The organism is Stenotrophomonas sp. 78350_Sma, from assembly GCF_056482105.1.
The window spans coordinates 4,634,484-4,651,455 of record NZ_CM151182.1 but is presented as its reverse complement, the minus strand read 5'-3'; the positions used below and the strand labels follow the sequence as shown (position 1 = coordinate 4,651,455).

General features: G+C 67.0%; 10 protein-coding genes. 3 read left to right on the top strand and 7 right to left on the bottom strand.

What is annotated here, in order from left to right; translation table 11 throughout:
• Position 1: 1 nt before the first annotated feature.
• A complete protein-coding gene (locus tag ACZK4H_RS21385) occupies positions 2-5,533 on the top strand; it encodes a two-partner secretion domain-containing protein (RefSeq protein WP_099551784.1) in 5,532 nt (1,843 codons plus the stop codon).
• 53 nt (positions 5,534-5,586) lie between these two features.
• Here the strand turns inward: ACZK4H_RS21385 and ACZK4H_RS21380 are convergent, their stop codons facing one another.
• Positions 5,587-5,871, bottom strand: a complete 285-nt coding sequence (locus tag ACZK4H_RS21380) for a DUF2782 domain-containing protein (protein WP_005411628.1) — start codon at positions 5,869-5,871, stop codon at positions 5,587-5,589.
• Between the two features lie 98 nt (positions 5,872-5,969).
• Here ACZK4H_RS21380 and polA point away from each other — a divergent pair, with 98 nt between their 5' ends.
• Positions 5,970-8,744 (top strand): DNA polymerase I, encoded by a 2,775-nt coding sequence (gene polA, locus ACZK4H_RS21375; protein ID WP_099551783.1) that lies wholly within the window; start codon positions 5,970-5,972, stop codon positions 8,742-8,744.
• 328 nt (positions 8,745-9,072) lie between these two features.
• Entirely contained in the window at positions 9,073-9,552 is a 480-nt protein-coding gene (locus tag ACZK4H_RS21370; RefSeq protein ID WP_099551782.1) for a DUF421 domain-containing protein, read from the top strand.
• A 57-nt stretch (positions 9,553-9,609) separates the two neighbouring features.
• On the opposite strand, the gene ACZK4H_RS21365 is transcribed toward ACZK4H_RS21370, so the two are convergent.
• The 6 genes from ACZK4H_RS21365 to ACZK4H_RS21340 all read right to left on the bottom strand — a co-directional run bounded on the left by ACZK4H_RS21365 (position 9,610) and on the right by ACZK4H_RS21340 (position 16,964).
• On the bottom strand, positions 9,610-11,130 hold the full coding sequence (locus ACZK4H_RS21365; protein WP_099551781.1) for a hypothetical protein: 1,521 nt from the start codon (positions 11,128-11,130) through the stop codon (positions 9,610-9,612).
• Between the two features lie 96 nt (positions 11,131-11,226).
• Entirely contained in the window at positions 11,227-12,123 is an 897-nt protein-coding gene (hemF, locus tag ACZK4H_RS21360; RefSeq protein ID WP_099551780.1) for an oxygen-dependent coproporphyrinogen oxidase, read from the bottom strand.
• Between the two features lie 74 nt (positions 12,124-12,197).
• Positions 12,198-13,160: a hypothetical protein gene (locus tag ACZK4H_RS21355; protein ID WP_143567572.1), complete on the bottom strand. Its 963-nt coding sequence runs from the start codon at positions 13,158-13,160 to the stop codon at positions 12,198-12,200.
• A gap of 435 nt (positions 13,161-13,595) precedes the next feature.
• Positions 13,596-15,212 (bottom strand): hypothetical protein, encoded by a 1,617-nt coding sequence (locus tag ACZK4H_RS21350; protein ID WP_099551778.1) that lies wholly within the window; start codon positions 15,210-15,212, stop codon positions 13,596-13,598.
• 37 nt (positions 15,213-15,249) lie between these two features.
• On the bottom strand, positions 15,250-16,371 hold the full coding sequence (locus tag ACZK4H_RS21345) for a hypothetical protein (RefSeq protein ID WP_099551777.1): 1,122 nt from the start codon (positions 16,369-16,371) through the stop codon (positions 15,250-15,252).
• Positions 16,372-16,406: 35 nt separating this feature from the next.
• Entirely contained in the window at positions 16,407-16,964 is a 558-nt protein-coding gene (locus tag ACZK4H_RS21340) for a hypothetical protein (RefSeq protein ID WP_099551776.1), read from the bottom strand.
• Positions 16,965-16,972 lie beyond the last annotated feature (8 nt).

The following is a 16,972-nucleotide window of genomic DNA, read 5'->3' as shown; positions in this document are numbered from 1 at the left end:
CATGAACCGTATCTACCGACTCGTCTTCAATCCTTCGCTGGGCCAGGTGCAGGTCGCCGCAGAATTCGCACGCGGGCCGCGCCGCTGTGCGCCACAACGCACGTGCCGCACGCTGTGGCTGGCGCCGCTGACGGCGGCGCTGCTGCTGACCGGCAGCCTGCCTGCCATGGCGCAGGTTGTCCTGCCACAGAACGGCAGCATCATCGCAGGCTCCGGGGCGATCAACACCAACGGCAACGTGATGACCGTCACCCAGGCCAGCCAGTCCGCGCTCATCCAGTGGAGCAGCTTCAGCATCGGCACCGGCGATGTAGTGCAGTTCAACATGCAACAGGGCTCGCAATCGACGGCCATCAACCTGGTCACCGGCAGTTCGGCCAGCATCATCAGTGGCCAGCTGCTGTCATCCGGCCAGGTGTTCCTGATCAACCCGGCGGGCATCACCTTCACCGGCACTGCCAGCGTCAATGTTGGCGGACTGCTGGCCAGTACCCTGATGCCGGGTACGCCGGGACTGCCGATGGATGGTGGTCCGCTGCCGGCCGCCTTCCAGCTGGCTGGCGGTGGCAGTACTGGCGTGGTCAGCAATCTGGGTGGCACGCTGCGCGCTGCGGCCGGTGGCATCAGCCTGATTGGTGGCGCGGTCTCCAACAGCGGGTCCATCTACGCGGCCAACGGCAATATCGATCTGGTGGCCGCCGGTGCAGCCACGGTGGTGAGCGGCGTGTCCCCGGACGGCATGTCGCGCCTGGCATTTGCCGCCACTGCACCCAGCACCGTGGCCGGTACCGGCGTCAGCAATGTCGGCGTCCTCGATGCACGCAGCATCAGCATGACCGCGTTGATGGGCCCGGGTTTGTCCAGCACAGGCATCAATGCTGGCGGTACGATCACCGCCAATGCGATCGACGCCGGTGATGGCAGTCTCACCATCCACAGCACGGCCCCGGTGGTGACCAGCAATGCCGCCATCACCGCCGATACGGTGGCGGTGGTCGGCAACGCAGTCGGCGGCCCCGTTGCGATCCAGATCGATGGTGGCCGTCTCCAGGCCGGCTCCGTCGCGCTCAATGGCGGAGCCAACGGTGACGTCATGCTGAACGGTGACGTCAAGGCCGACTCGATCAACGTTGCAGCGAACAATGTCGTGCAGGCCAGCGGCGCGCTGGAGGGGGCACTGACCCTGGCCCTCCAGGGCGGCGCAACCCTGGGGCAGAGCAGCAACCGCATCGGAAGCATCGGCGGCAGCGTGGGCTCCGACCTGACGCTGGCCACGTCCATCGGTCTGTCCAACGGCGATGCCTTGTCGGTCGGCGGCTTCACCGCGCTTGACGCCGGCACCGGCAACATCACCTTGACCCATTCCGGAAACAGCTTCGGCAACCGGGTCAGTGCCAATGGCGGTGGTATCGCGCTGGTCAGCAGCGGCACACTCGGGTTGGGCAACATCAACGCCCGCAGCCTGGCCGCGCAGGGCAGCACCATCGACCTGAGCGGCACGATCATCACCACCGGTGATCAGACCTATCAGTCACCGGTGATACTGCGGGGCAACTCGACGCTGCAGGGCAGTACGGTCCAGTTCGATGGCAGTGTCGATGGCAGCTACCATCTGGCGGTTGAATCCAGCGGGCTGACGACCTTCTCCCGTGCCATCGGTGGCAACACCGCTCTGCAGAGCCTGTCCGTCACCACCGGTACCGGCGCTCGCCTGTTCGGCGATGTCAGTGCCACCGGCATGCTCGCTTTCGATGGTCCGGTGCAGGTGTTCGGTTCGCGCAACCTGTCATCCGTGGGTGGCAGCCTGCGCTTCGGTGGCACACTCGATGGCGATGGCGGCTCGCTGAACCTGAGCGCTCGCCAGCTCACGCTGGGTGGCGCAGTGGGGACCCGCGGCGCATTCGATCGCATCTACGGCGGTGCCGACACCCTCACACTGGGCAGCCGCATCGTCGCCAATGGTGAAATCCTGCTGCAGGGTGACGTGCGCCTGGCCGGCGCTACCCAACTGGTCAGCACCGGTGGCGGCACCATCACCACCGACGGCATCTCCAGCAATGTCAGCGGCGGCTACAACCTGGCGCTGAGTACCTCCGGCCGGGTCCAGGTCAACGGCAACATCAGTGCCGCCGATGTCAGCATCACCGGACAGCTCTTCAACGGTCGCGGCATCATCAGCAAGGGCAATCTCGACATCGATTCCGTGGCGAGCCTGGTCCAGCTGGGCAGCTACCAGGTCGATGGCCGCGCGCGGTTCAAGAGCCTGGGCGACATCAACCTGGTTGACGGAGGAAACCGCTTCAGCGGCGAGGTCAGCCTCCTGGGCAGGAAAGCCGAACTGCGTGCGGGCAATCTGCAGCTGGGCAACACCATCCTGTCGGACAACCTGCGGCTGAATCTGGGTGGATCGCTCCAGCAGACCGCCGGTAGTGCGCTGGATATCGGTGGGACCACCCACATCGACGCCAGTGGTTCGGTCCTTCTGAACCAGGTGGACAGCATGGGCAGGCCGGTCAACCAGTTTGCCGGCGCGGTGTCGCTGAAGGGCGATACCAGCTACCTCTATGCCAAAGGCACGCTGGCAATTTCCGGTTTCGACGTGGCCAGCCTGTGGACGATCGCCGATGTCGTGCAGCTTCCCGCCAGTGGCAGGAGCATCGGCCTGCAGTACTTCCAGGGCGATGCCGTGCTCACCGGCGACAGCACGCTGAACAGCCAGCTCGGCCAGATCAACTTCCGCGGCCGTATCGATGGGTCGCATGCGTTGACGCTCACGAGCGGACTCGACGTGGTGTTTGCCGGTGACGTGGGCAGTCGCCAGGCGCTTGCCAGCCTGGGCATCAACAGTGCCGGTCCGCTCCAGCTCGGCGGCAGCATCACGACCGACGGCGCGATCCAACTGGGCAACGTCAACCTGGCCGCGAGCACGCCGCGCTGGCTCAGCATCCGCAGCAACAATGGCAATGTGGTGGTCGGTCGCGTCGACGGCAGCGGTGACGGGCTGAGCAGCCTGGCGCTCAACGCGCACGGCACGCTTGAACTGCAATCGGGAGCAGGGACCACCGCTGGCGCCTGGTTGACCGATCTGGAGCTGAAGGGCTCGAGCGTAACCACCAAGGCGATCCGGACGACAGGTCGGCTTGACGTCACCAGCAGCTCCGGCTTCACCCAGGGCGGTGCGTTCACCGTTGGTGGCGACGCCAGCTTCAGCGCAGGCCCCGCCGGCAATCTGGTACTCGATGCCTATCCCAACATCTTCGGCGGCAAGGTTTCCCTGAAGGGCAACCAGGCGCGCATCCAGGCGCTGTCGGGGCTGGCGTTGGACGGCATCGATACCACCACGCTGGACGCCTACAGTGGCGGTGCGATGTCGCTGGCCAATGCCAATGTCGCTGCAGCTGCCAGTCTCAACGCTACATCGCTGCTGTTCGACGGCGCATCCATGGGGGGGCTGCTGCAGGCCACCGCGCGCACTGGTGACATCCGCCAGGGCAGCGGCACCCTGACCTTCGGCAGTAACAGCGATTTGCGGGCCAGCACCGATATCTTGCTGGGCAATACCGGCAACCGGCTGGGCAGTGCACTGCAGGTACAGGGCCGTGACATCACACTGACCAGCAGTACGGCGCTGGACCTGCAGAACCTGCAGGCCATGCGTGACGTGCAGCTCGGTGGCAACGGCGTGCGGTTGGGTGCCACCTCGGTGCTGGGTGCGCTGCAGGTGAACAGCAGCGGTGCGATCACCCAGTCCGATGCGCTGCAGGTCGCAGGCAACAGCCGCTTCCAGGCAGGTTCGGCCATCACCCTGGACCAGTCCGGCAACCGCTTCGACGGCGCGCTCGACCTGGCTGGCGGCGATATCGACGTGGTGGCTGCTTCGCTGTTGCTGGGCAGCGTGAGTGCAGGGGGCAGACTGGCGCTGGCCAGCGCAGGAGGCATCCGCCAGCAGGGCGGCGTGCAGGTGGCAGGCACCACTCGCCTGAATGCCGGCGGTGCCATTGATCTGCAGGCAGGTGGCAACCGTTTCGGCGACGCTGTCACGGTGCAGGGGCGGCAGGTGGCACTGGCCGCCGATGGCACCCTGCAGCTTCAACGCGTGACAGCAGACAGCCTGGTTGCGCGAAGTGGTGGGCGTTTGGCCCTGGGCACGGTGGACATCGTTGGCAACGTGGTGCTGGACGGACAGCAGCTGCATCTGGGTACGACCCACGTCGGTGGCAACCTGCAGGCCGAGGGCCGCGACGGCATCGATCAGAGTGGCGCACTGCGTGTGGATGGAAGCGCTGACCTGCGCAGCGACGCGGGCATCGCATTGGCACGTTCGGACAATGACCTGCGTGGTGCGGTTGCACTGACCGGCGTCGGCATCGACCTGGCCGCCGCGGGTGACCTGCGCGTGGCCTCACTCGACAACCGCAATGCGACGGTACGCCTGCAGGCGGGTGGAGCACTGCAGCTGCCCGGCACCCGGATCGATACCGGCAGCGGTGACCTGCAATTGCTCGCGGTCGGTGCCCTGCAGCTTCCGGCGGCACTGCGCGGCAACAACATCACGCTGCACAGCGGCCAGGACCTGCAGCTCGCCCACGATGTGCTGGCGACAGGCGTACTGCAGCTTGGCAGCGCGGGTGCGCTGACCCAGAGCGGTGGCGTGCTGGCCGCACAACGCCTGCAGGGCAGCGCGGGTGGCAACGCCCGCCTGCGCGGCGACAACCGCATTGCGACGCTCGGCGATTTCAGCAGCCAGGGCCTGGAACTGCAGACCCAGCAGGGGCTGCAGGTGACCGGCACTGTGCAGGCCGGCGCACAGGGCCTGCTCGACGTGCGTGGCGGGGATCTGCAGATCGATGGCAGCCTGCAGGCGGGCAGACTCCGGCTGCAGTCGGCCGGTGCGATCCGTTCCAGCGCCAGTGGCCGCCTGTTCGCCGACCAGCTCAGCGGTCGCGCGGTCGGTCCAACGACGCTGGGCAATGCGTCATTGTTCGTGGCCAATGCCATCGGCAACCTGGGCGATTTCCAGTCGCCTGCGGGCTTCAGCCTGACCAACACCGGCAACCTGACCCTGGCCACCGTCAACGGCAGCGCATTCAGCGTCGACGCCGGCAGCAGTGCGTTCTACCTGAAGGTCCAGGAGGGTGACATCCGCCAGCTGGGCACCACGCCGGTGCTGGCCGGCAGCAGTCGTTGGTGGTCCAGCGGCGGTATCGGCACCCAGCCTGCGCCGATCCATCTGACCAGCACGAGCAGTACTTACGAGGTCGATTTCGTCGGCCGGCCGCCGGCCTATTTCCATGCCGTGGGCGCAGATGGCCGCCCTCTGACAATGGGCGGTGGACCTGATCCTGGCCCTGATCCTGCTGCGATGGGCCCCGGCGTGCGTGCGCAGGGCGCGGTGCTGCCGCGGGCGGTCTACGTCGATGCGGCTGCGGCCACCATCGAGCCGCGTGCGATCGGCATCACGCACCCCGGGATCCGGTTGCCGACGGGGCTGGCGCGAGCCTGTGACGGTGACGCGGCGGGTTGCGTGCAATGACCCGTTGAACCGGGCGGAGTGTGGCCACTCCGCCCGGTTCGATGCCGGTCACCTCACCAGCTGTACAGCTTCCAGTACACCGGCGACACGCCGTCCTTGTCGTTGTCGAAACGGCCATCGCCGTTCTTGTCGTACATGTAGAACGGGGCGCCGCGCGACGGGGTCACCTTGACCATGCGCAGCTGGCCGGACACGCGGTATTCCTCGATGACATCGCCGTTGTCCATGGTGCGCTTGGACACATCCGCGCCCTTGACGTCCACCGGGGGAGCGCCCGCGCCACCCATGCTGGCGCAGCCAGCGAGCAGGAGCAGGGAAGCCAGCATCAGGGTCTTCATCGGCGGGGGCCTTTGCCTGGAATGAGCCTTGATTATGCCCCATCGCCGGGCACCTGCCGTGTCGCCGCGGTGCAGGCACGGGCGCGTAGAATCGACCCATGAGCAGATTAGTCCTGATCGACGGGTCCAGTTACCTGTACCGCGCGTTCCACGCGCTGCCGCCCCTGTCCAATGCACAGGGCGAACCCACCGGCGCGCTGTTCGGCGTGGTCAACATGCTGCGCTCGACACTGAAGGAGCGCCCGGCCTACGTGGCGTTCGTGGTCGATGCACCAGGCAAGACCTTCCGCGATGACCTGTACGACCAGTACAAGGCCAACCGCCCGCCGATGCCCGATGAACTGCGCAGCCAGGTCGAGCCGATGTGCCGCATCGTCGAAGCACTGGGCATCAGCATCCTGCGCATTCCCGGCGTGGAAGCCGACGATGTGATCGGCACGCTGGCCCTGCAGGGCGTGGCGCAGGACCTGAAGGTGACCATTTCCACCGGCGACAAGGACTTCGCCCAGCTGGTGCGCCCGGGCATCGAGCTGGTCAACACCATGACTGGCAGTCGCATGGATTCGGACGCGGCGGTGATGGAGAAGTTCGGCGTGCGCGCCGACCAGATCATCGACCTGCTGGCGCTGATGGGCGACACCGTCGACAACGTGCCGGGCGTGGAGAAGTGCGGGCCGAAGACCGCCGCCAAGTGGCTGGCCGAGTACCAGCACCTGGACGGCGTGATGGCCGCTGCGCCGACCATGAAGGGCAAGATCGGCGAGAACCTGCGCGCGGCGCTGGAGCGCCTGCCGCTGAACCGCGAACTGGTGACCATCCGCACCGATGTGGAGCTGGATGCCAGCCCGACCACGCTGGCCCTGCGCGAGCAGGACGTGCCGGAGCTGACCGAGCTGTATGCGCGCTACGGCTTCACCCAGGCGCTGAAGGAGCTGGGTGCGCCGCTGCCGGCGCCGACGGCCGCCAGCGAAGCGACGCCGAGCCTGCGCGGTACCGCGGCTGGCTTTGCCCGCGGCAGCGCCGAGGCGCCGGCCGCCGGCACGCTGGATCCGGCGCTGGCGGTACCGGGTGACTACGAGACCGTGTTGACCACCGAACAGCTGCAGGCCTGGGTTGAGCACCTGCAGCAGGCGGACCTGATCAGTTTCGATACCGAGACAGACGCGCTGGACGCGATGCGCGCGCGCCTGGTCGGTGTCAGCCTGGCGGTCGAGCCGGGCAAGGCCGCCTACATCCCGGTTGGCCACGACTATCCTGGCGCACCGGCGCAGCTGCCGCTGCAGCAGGTGCTGGATGCACTGCGCCCGGCGCTGCAGGACCCAGCGAAGAAGAAGCTGGGCCAGCACGGCAAGTACGACCTGCACGTGCTGCGCCGCCATGGCGTGGAGGTGCAGGGCTACCACGACGACACCATGCTTGAGAGCTTCGTGCTCAACTCCACCGCCACCCGCCACGACATGGATTCACTGGCCCTGCGTTACCTGGGCTACAACACCATCAAGTTCGAGGACGTGGCCGGCAAGGGCGCCAAGCAGATTCCGTTCTCGCAGGTGGGCATCGACGAAGCCAGCCGCTATGCGGCCGAGGACGCCGACATCACCCTGCGCCTGCACCACGCGCTGCAGCCGCAGCTGCTGGCCGAGCCGGCGCTGGACAGCGTGTACCGCGACATCGAGATGCCGCTGGTGCCGGTGCTGACCACGATCGAAGCCAACGGCGTGCGGATCGACACCGACGAACTGCGCCGGCAGAGCCAGGACCTGTCCTCGCGCATGCTGGCCGCGCAGCAGAAGGCCACCGAACTGGCCGGGCGCAGCTTCAACCTGGATTCGCCCAAGCAGCTGCAGGCGGTGCTGTTCGATGAGTTGAAGCTGCCGGCGGTGGTGAAGACCCCCAAAGGCCAGCCCAGCACCAATGAAGAGGCGCTGGAGGCGATTGCCGACCAGCACGAGCTGCCGCGGGTGATCCTCGACTACCGCGGCCTGGCCAAGCTGCGCAGCACCTACACCGACAAGCTGCCGGAGATGGTCAACCCGGACACCGGCCGCGTGCATACCAGCTACCACCAGTCCGGTGCCGCCACCGGGCGCCTGTCCTCGTCGGACCCGAACCTGCAGAACATCCCGATCCGCACCGAGGATGGCCGTCGCATCCGCCGCGCGTTCATCGCCCCGGACGGCTTCCAGCTGCTGGCCGCCGACTACTCCCAGATCGAGCTGCGGATCATGGCCCACCTGTCCGGGGACCCGGGCCTGGTGCGTGCCTTCGAGCAGGGCGCCGACGTGCACCGTGCCACCGCCGCCGAGGTGTTCGGGCGTACGCTGGAGGAAGTGACCCCGAACGAGCGCCGCGCTGCCAAGGCGATCAACTTCGGCCTGATGTACGGCATGAGCGCCTTCGGCCTGGCCCGCAACCTGGGCATCGACCGGGGCCAGGCGCAGGACTACGTGGCGCTGTACTTCAGCCGCTACCCGGGCGTGCGCGACTTCATGGAGCGGATGCGCCAGCAGGCCCGCGACCAGGGCTATGTGGAAACCCTGTTCGGCCGCCGCCTGTACCTGAACGACATTCATGCACGTAACCAGGGCCTGCGCGCCGGTGCCGAACGTGCCGCGATCAACGCACCGATGCAGGGGACGGCGGCGGACATCATCAAGCGGGCGATGGTGGACGTGGATCAGTGGCTGCGTGACAGCGGCGCACCGGCGCGGATGATCCTGCAGGTGCACGATGAACTGGTGTTCGAAACCGAAAGCAGTTTCGTCGAGGAGTTGCGTTTGCAGGTGGTCGAGCGCATGTCGCAAGCGGCCAAACTGCGGGTGCCGCTGGTGGTCGATACCGGCATCGGCAACAACTGGGACGAAGCGCACTGAGGGGGGTTCAGGCCGAAAACGACGTGAATTCGTTCATTCGCCAAAGGTTTCTGACTCGATCATGAATGTTGCCCTGAGCGAGGTTCATTAAATTGGGTCCCTTCACGAACCGTTAGTGTTCGGAGTGCTTCTATAACTCTCGACAGGCGCAACGCCTGTTGTGGATCTCTCCCATCCCCTGGAGCAGATCTCGGAACGGGGACTCCTCCCCAAGTGCCCGTTCCCCGGCCCCGTTGACCTCCCCCTGGTCAGCGGGGCTTTTTATTTGTGCCGTTGCCAGACGCCATGGCCTGCGCCACGCTGGGCCACCGCTCCGCAGGGGAAGACAATGCCCGACCTGTTCGCACTGGCAATGCCGTGGTGGGAGTTCATCCTGCGCGCGGTGGTGGTCTACGTGGTGGTGCTGGGCATGGTCCGGCTCAGCGGAAAACGTCCGCTGGGGCAGATCACGCCCTTCGACGTGCTGCTGGTGGTGTTGCTGGGCAACGCGGTACAGAACGCGCTACTGGGTACCGACACCTCCCTGGGGGGCGGCCTGTTGCTGGCGGCGACCCTGATCCTGCTCAACTACGGGGTGGGCTGGGTGAGTACCCGCAGCCGGCGGATCGAGCGTCTGGTGGAAGGAGAACCCGTGGTGATCGCGCGTGATGGGCGCCTGTTCGATGCCGTTCTGCGCCGGGAGCAGGTCACCCGTGCTGATTTCGAGGCCGCCATGCGCCAGCAGGGCTGCCTGGGCGTGGGGGATGTCGAGCTGGCCCTGCTGGAGATCAACGGGCACATCACGATCATCCCCAGGAAGAGCACCTGACCCTGTAGCCGAGCCCATGCTCGGCTGCCTTGCGCCCGGCTCCATGGGTGCCGGGCGTCAGGGGGTGGCTTCGGCCTTCAGCGCCGGCCAGTTGCGGGTGGCGTCCACATCACAGGCCACGTGCGTGCCCTTGCCATCCTTCGCGCAGATCGCCGCCATGGCCTGCGGGATCTTCGGGTCTGCGGTGTGCGAATACACCGCTGCCAATGCCAGGCACCCTTCGCGCACGCCCGCGCCGCACAGCGTCTCGAAGTAGGGCAGCGACGCGGCCCATTTTTCGGACTCGAACAGCGCTTCGCCGGCGACCTTGCAGCCCAGCAGCTTGCCATCGGTGCAGCAGGCCTTTGCGCCGTCCTTGCGGGCCAGGGTCGGGCAATCCAGCGGCAGCGGGATCTCCACGAAGGCCACCGGCGGTGTGCAGGTGGCATTGCCTGTGGCGGGCTTGCGCTCGTAATAGGCAAAGCGGTTGCCGCCGTCGACGCTGGCCAGGTTTCCGTTCTTCAGCGGCTGCAGTACGAAGTCGCTGCCGACATCGCGACGGATGAAGATGCGGCCGTCCTGCAGGCGCGCGCGCAGGCGCTGGTCGCGGCCCTCGGCCTCAACCAGGCCGCCATCGAGGAAGCGCAGCTGCGAGAGCACGCTGTACCCGGCTTCAAAGCTGCCACAGGGCAGCGCGGTGGCCGGCACCGGGGCCAGTGCAGCGGCCGGTGCAGCGGCCAGGCTGGCAAGTGCCTGGCCGCGGCCGCAGGCCACGCCGTCCACGCGCTGCGCGCACGACAGCTGCAGCGCTTCGTGGGCCTGCGAAAGGCGCCCGCCGCTCCACAGCACCTCGGCAACGTCGGCGCAGAAGGTCTCGCCGTGCTGCTGCCGGCACAGTGCGGCCAGCTCATCGAGCTGCGCGGGCAGTAACGCAGGCTCGACCGAATGCTGCAGCCCGAGCAGCGACTTGCCGATCATCTCCAGGCCGATCACCTCGGCGATCGCCCGGCAGCCCTCGGCGTTGAAGGACGCGGAATCCTCCTTGCAGATCTCCGGCTTCGGCGGCTCGGCCCGTGCAGGCGCCGGGGCTGCGTCCTTGGCCTGCTGCTGGTAGGTCTCCAGCAGTCGCATGCAGGCTGCGCCCACGCCCTCGGCACACCAGGCGTGCAGTTTCACGGGTGCGGCCTCGGGCAGCGCCTCCAGGCACTCGGAGGTGTTCATCACGCAACCGTCCTCGACGGGCTCCGGCATCGTCTTGCAGGCGGCGGCGTGCTCGCGGGTGAACTCGCGATAGGGCGTGCTGATCGTGCGGTCGTTGTCCGAGAAGTACCAGTTTTCCAGCTGGCCCGTGGACAGGTTGCCGGTACCGAGCACGTCTTCCTGGCGGGCGATGCGCAGCTCCTCGGTGGCCTGGTAGGGGCCGGACAGGAAGCCGTGGCCGTCGCTCTCCAGGGTCAGCGTGGTGTTGCCGCTGCTGTCATTGTAGGTGCCGCAGGCCATCGACTGCGCGGCGGCCGGCAGGCTGGCCGAGGCCAATGCAAGCAACAGCAGGGCGCGCCAGCCCGCAGCGCGGGGGCGGAGGGAAACAGCAGCAGACATGGGGTCATCCTTGAGGAAAGTGGGGCAGGGCCTGTCCGGCGCGGGGCGCACCACAGGCAGGAGAAAGTGCCACGGGTCAGGCGTGGCGCCGGAAGATCAGAGCCAGTCGCGCGGCACCAGATAGTCGGCCAGGCGCGCCTCGGCGCTGCCCGCTTCCGGACTGAAGCCGTACTCCCAGCGCACCCGCGGCGGCAGGCTCATGAGGATGCTTTCGCTGCGGCCACCGCTCTGCAGACCGAACAGCGTGCCGCGGTCATAGACCAGGTTGAACTCCACATAGCGGCCGCGACGGTACAGCTGGAACTCGCGTTCGCGCTCTCCATAGGCGGCGTTCTTGCGCTGCTGCACGATCGGCAGGTAGGCATCGAGGAAGCCATCACCGACCGCGCGCAGATAATCGAAATCGCGCTCGAAGTCGCCGTGCAGGTCGTCGAAGAACAGACCGCCGACACCGCGCGTTTCATTGCGGTGGCGCAGGAAGAAGTACTCGTCGCACCAGCGCTTGTGTGCGGCATAGCGTTCTTCGCCGAACGGCGTGCACAGGTCGCGCGCAACCCGGTGCCAGTGCTGCACGTCCTCGTCGAACGGATAGAACGGGGTCAGGTCGAAGCCGCCGCCGAACCAGCTGGCCACCACTTCGCCGTCGCGCTGTGCCTGGAAGAAGCGCACGTTGGCATGGGTGGTCGGCACGTAGGGGTTGAGCGGGTGGAACACCAGCGACACGCCGGTGGCGCGCCAGGAGGCGCCGGCCAGTTCCGGGCGGTTGGCCGAAGCCGACGGCGGCAGGCGGCTGCCGGACACATCGGAAAAGCCGATACCGGCCTGCTCGAACACTGCACCATCGCGCAGCACGCGGGTGCGCCCGCCACCGCCCTCGGCCCGCTGCCACAGGTCTTCCTGGAAGCGGGCATGGCCATCGACGGCCTCGATCGCCGCACAGATGCGGTCCTGCAGGTCGGTGAGGTAGGCGCGCACGCGCTCGAATTCGTTCATGGCGCGTACTTTACCGCAACGGCCACGCACCGCCGGAAGGCCCCGTCCCTTGGAGACGTGGCCATCAGCCCCTCCTACTCGGTCGCCCTGAAGTAGTCGAATCCAACGTGCTGTCCGATGCCGAGCAGATCTCCGTTGAGCAGCGGCTGGAAGATCAGCTCTCCAACCCTTGCATGCTTGAGATGGATCCGGTCATTTTCCAGCCGGGCCTGCAGCTGGCCGAAGGGCGCGGAGACACTGCCGTCTTCCGTGAAGGTCAGGAAGCTTATGATCCCGCCCGACGAGACGAACGTTCCTTGCGGAAGCTCCACGCCCTTGGCTGGCTGCAGGTCCGGGCCCAGTCCCCGGAGTGGTTTCAGCAATGCGCAGTCGAGGCTCCGACCACCGGTGCATGCCAGTTCCAGGGCCTCTGTTGCCCGTCCAAGGTCGCCTGCCGAAGCATGCAGATCGGCAACTTTGTGGCAGAACGCACCATCAGGCGTCTTCGTGCAGAAGTCATGCAACGTTTCCCTGTGATCCTTTGGAAGGGTGGCGGTGGCCACAGTGGCTGCATGCAGCCCCAAAGAAGCGGCGACAATCGCGTTCCTGAATGAACTCAATAGCTCGGGTTCTTCCTCGAGCTGAGCCAGACACGCTTGCCCTGAGGTGGTGCTGTCGGGATCCAGGCACTCGGCGGGCAGCGGCATCGCGGCCAGCTGCCTCTCCAGCGTCGCCCGCATTCTGGTGGCCAGTTCCCCCGGCGGAGCAATGGTGCCGGTATCGATCAGACGCTCGATGTACTTCTCCGGCAATGCCATGCACATGTAGGGCACGCCTTCCGCACATGCACTCTCAAGAGCGGTGGTTTCCATGGAATGCCGCATGTCCAAGCATCGCTTGGGATCTGCGAGACAGCTGTCTGCGGGATGCCTAAGTGCGGCCGAGCACTGCGACGGTTCGATCAGCGAGTAGTGCGTTCCATCGTCGTGAAGAGCCTGTCCGCTCTGATCTGCACCCACGGAGCGGGCATAGCCGGTGCTGAGGTTGACGATGATCATGTCGTCCCCGGATTGTTGCAGCGCGAATCGGGAATGACTTCCATCGTGGGAGATTGCATGTCCTCTATCCGGTGCCTCGACAACAAGCTTCGAGCTTCCGTACTCGTTACTGAAGACGCCGCACGCGACCCCGGATGCCAAGGTTGGAAAGGAAAGGAACAGCAGAAGGGCGCCGGTCAGGGGCGACCAGGCAAGCAAGCGCGGAGCAACTAGCGGCATTTCGCCTTCTCGGTACGAATGGAGATGCTGGAGTGCGCATTGGGCGATGACCTGAGCACGCCCGCCAGTTCCAGTGAAATCCATGATAGGGAGCCGCTCGGACGCAGCAGTGATTTCCGTCGGAAACCCTTGCAGGCTGGTGGGAGCAAGTGGACCCGGGTATGTCGATCACGACAATCAGGGCCCGCCCGAAGCTGCGGACAGGCCCTGGCGGGCTCAGCGCTTGCGGTTGGAATTGCGTGGCGCCGGAGCGTCGTCCACGGTCGCCCCGTCAACCGCCTTCTGCAGGGCACCGCCCAGTGTGATCAGCTCCCAGTTCTGGGTTCCGAGCACGTCGCAGGCCACATGCAGGCCGCTGCGGTCGGCCTTGCACAGCTGCTCCAGGAGTGCTCGTGCGCTCACTTCGGCACCGTTGCCCTGCGCGGTGACCAGGTTCTCGCACCCTTCGCGGACGCCGGCACGGCAGACCGTGGTGTAGTGCTCGACGGCCTGCATCCAGTTTCCGGACAGCGCGAGACGGTTGCCAAGAATGTTGCAGCCCTGCAGCTTGCCCTGCGCGCAGCAGGCTTCGGCTCCGTCCTCGTTGGCCAGCGCCAGCGGGCAGTCCTGTGGCAGTGGCAGCACCTTGAACTGCTTCGGTGCACTGCACCGGGTCGGGCCCTCCCCGGTCGGGGCGAACACCTGGAAGCGGGTCCAGTTATCCAGGCCCAGCAACTGGCCGCCGGGCAGCGGGCGCAGCACGAAGTCGCCGTCCCGGTCGTGGCGGATGCGGATGTCGCCTTTTTCGACGCGCGCGCGAAGATGGCTGCTCCAGCCCACACCGACCAGACCGGCGTCACCGAAATCCAGCGTGTCCATCAGGCCGCCGTCGGACCGGTAATTGCCGCAGGGCAGGACCGTTGCCGGCAGCGGTTGCAGCGATGCACCCACCGCCTGCAGCGCCGGAAGGCGGCCGCAGGTGGCGGTGTCATTGCCGGGGGGGCAGGCCGCAGCCAGGGCCTGCACCGCCTGCTGGGGGTCTCCCGCCTCCCAGGACAGCTCAGCCACGCGGGTGCAGAAGCCGCCGTGCGGTACTTCGCGGCACAGCCGCAACAGCTGTTGCCGCCGCTCAGCCGGAATGATCACCGGCACGGTCGGCGCCGTCATCGTCACCATGGCTTCGGTCATGGCTGCCGTCATCGCCGCCTTGACCAGCTGCTCCTGCACTGCGGGATCGGCCTCGAGTGCGGCGGCACACGCCGGGGTTCCCTGTTCGAAGCCACCGTCGTCACAGGCGGCGGGGAGCTTGATGCCGGACAGAGCGGCGTCCAGCGCTGCCTTTGCCAGGGCGGGATCGGCCTCGACCGTGGGTTTGGCCTCCTCGTGCCAACGATCAGCCAGTTGCAGGCACATACCGGGCACGCCTTCCCGGCACCCTGCTTCCAGCGCGGCCGGGCTCGTTTCACGACGGTTGTCCAGGCACGCCGCCGCGTCGGCCAGGCAGCTGCCTTCAGCCGGCGTGGCTGCTGCGGCGCACTGTGCGGGGGCCTGCAAGATGTAGACCGTGCCATCCACCTCGACCGTGCGGCCACGATCGCGCACCTGCAGTGCGCTGGGCAGGCCGTACTCCAGGTTCACCAGTTGCAGCTTTCCGTCGATCTGCTGGAACGCGACCGGAGACGGCGCACTGCCGAAGTGCTTCTGCTCGCCGCGGTTCGGTGAGCTGATGCGCAGCGTGCCGCTGCCTTCGTCGGCCTTGAACAGGCCGCATTGCGGTGACTGTGCGGCGGCCATCGGCGCGGCCAGCAGCAGCGCCCAGGCCAGCCAGGGGCGGCGCGGTGCGGGTGAATGCATGTCGTCTCCTTGACGATCGAACGGGAAACTCCAGGCGCTACGGCGAACCATCGCCCTCGCGCGGGGGCGTGCATTGTGCCGTGCCGGGCACGGGCTGGTAACGCTGATAGCCGGTCTGCGCATCCATGCCAAGCAGGTCGCCATTGCCGAGCCGGCGCAGCACACGGGTTTCGCTGTTCTGCTGCAGATGGATGGCACCGTCATGCAGGCGGGCCCGGCCGCCATCGCCGAAGTCGAGCATGTCGATCACGCCATCGGCGGCCTGGTAGCGGCCGCACGGCACCTGTTGGGCCGGAACCAGGCGCAGGTCAGCACCGAGTGCCTGCAACGGCGCGGTACGTTGGCAGGCACTGATGCGGCCTGAGTCGCAGACCACCTGCAGCGCCTGCACCGCCAACGCAGGGTCCCGTGCGATCAACTGCTGTTCGGCCACTTCGGTGCAGAAGCGGCCATTGCGATGCTGCAGGCACAGCTGCTGCAGATGATTGCGTGCAGCGGCCGGAAGCGACGATTCCAGCGTGTCTTCGTCTTCCCTTTGCAGGCGTTCATCCACCAACTGCATCGCGGCGCCCAGCGCATCGTCAGTCAGCGCTTCGCAGGCCTGCAGGTCATGCCCGGGTGTGTGTTCGCGGCAGACAGGCGGGCGTTCGAAGCGCACGGCGTCGGTGTCATCGCTTCCGCCCGCAGCTACGCCATCGCGCAGTTGCCGCAGCAGTGAAGAGCAGCCCGCGCCGACGCCTTCGCTGCACGCGCGCTGGGCGTGGCCGGGTGAGGCCGTGGGCAGCCGCGCAATGCAGTGGCTGCCGGCGGCGCGACAGCTGCCGTCCATCGCGCTGGGCTCGACGGCGCAGGCACGGGATTGGCGCAGGGTGTAGACCACGACGCCCTCGTCCTCGATGCGCTGGCCATCGGCACTGATCCGGATCGGCTCCGCCACGCCATCGTCGAGCATGACCAGGCGCGTCTGCGCCGCACTGCGATCAACCCACAGCGGCTGCGGCTCGCTGCCGTCGTCGTGGCGGTAGCCGGTGCTGGGGGTGGTGAACACCAGCGCCATGTCGCCATCGGTGCTGCGGTATTCGCCGCAGTGCAACGCGCCGGCGGCAACAGGCAGCGCGGCGAACAGCAGCAGTGCGGGGAGAAGGCTCAGCAAGCGCATGCGACGGTCCTTGTCGTGCGGAAAATGGATGTTGCTCAGTGGAAGCGCAAGCGGATGTCCGGCCGCAGCAGGCGCCAGGCCAGCCAGCCCTGCAGGCCGAGGAACAGGACCGACGTGCCGAGCAGGGTGAAGGTCATCATCCAGCGCCGCGGCTGCAGCGATTGCTCCATGCCCGGATCGTCGGCGAGCAGCACGATCACGTCGCGCATGAACACGTCCAGCCACCAGGTGATCGCGAAATTGGCAAGCGCGCTCAACAGCAGCATCACCACAAAGCTCCACAGGCCCCAGCGGCGCTCGCGCAGCAGGCCCCAGCTGGCCACGGCCGAGGCCAGGCAGAGCAATGCAGCGATCATCGAGGCACCCACCGGGTGCGCCAGCAGCCAGGTCAGGCTGTGCACCTGCCGATGCTGTGCTTCATCGGCCAGCAGTTGCCAGAGTGGAACGTCGTGCAGCGGCCACACCAGCAGCCCCTGCAGTACGAAGTAGCCGGTCAGCAGCGCGGACAGCCAGAAGGAGGCCTGGACCAGTGGTCGAATCCACGCATGGTAGGGCGAGGGCTGCAATGAGGGCGGCGGGAGCGGCACTGACATCCGGTGTC

Coding starts and splice junctions, on each gene's coding strand:
- ACZK4H_RS21385 (WP_099551784.1), top strand. CDS start 2: ATGAACCGTATCTACCGACTCGTCTTCAATCCTTCGCTGGGCCAGGTG.
- ACZK4H_RS21380 (WP_005411628.1), bottom strand. CDS start 5,871: ATGAAGACCCTGATGCTGGCTTCCCTGCTCCTGCTCGCTGGCTGCGCC.
- polA (WP_099551783.1), top strand. CDS start 5,970: ATGAGCAGATTAGTCCTGATCGACGGGTCCAGTTACCTGTACCGCGCG.
- ACZK4H_RS21370 (WP_099551782.1), top strand. CDS start 9,073: ATGCCCGACCTGTTCGCACTGGCAATGCCGTGGTGGGAGTTCATCCTG.
- ACZK4H_RS21365 (WP_099551781.1), bottom strand. CDS start 11,130: ATGTCTGCTGCTGTTTCCCTCCGCCCCCGCGCTGCGGGCTGGCGCGCC.
- hemF (WP_099551780.1), bottom strand. CDS start 12,123: ATGAACGAATTCGAGCGCGTGCGCGCCTACCTCACCGACCTGCAGGAC.
- ACZK4H_RS21355 (WP_143567572.1), bottom strand. CDS start 13,160: ATGATCATCGTCAACCTCAGCACCGGCTATGCCCGCTCCGTGGGTGCA.
- ACZK4H_RS21350 (WP_099551778.1), bottom strand. CDS start 15,212: ATGCATTCACCCGCACCGCGCCGCCCCTGGCTGGCCTGGGCGCTGCTG.
- ACZK4H_RS21345 (WP_099551777.1), bottom strand. CDS start 16,371: ATGCGCTTGCTGAGCCTTCTCCCCGCACTGCTGCTGTTCGCCGCGCTG.
- ACZK4H_RS21340 (WP_099551776.1), bottom strand. CDS start 16,964: ATGTCAGTGCCGCTCCCGCCGCCCTCATTGCAGCCCTCGCCCTACCAT.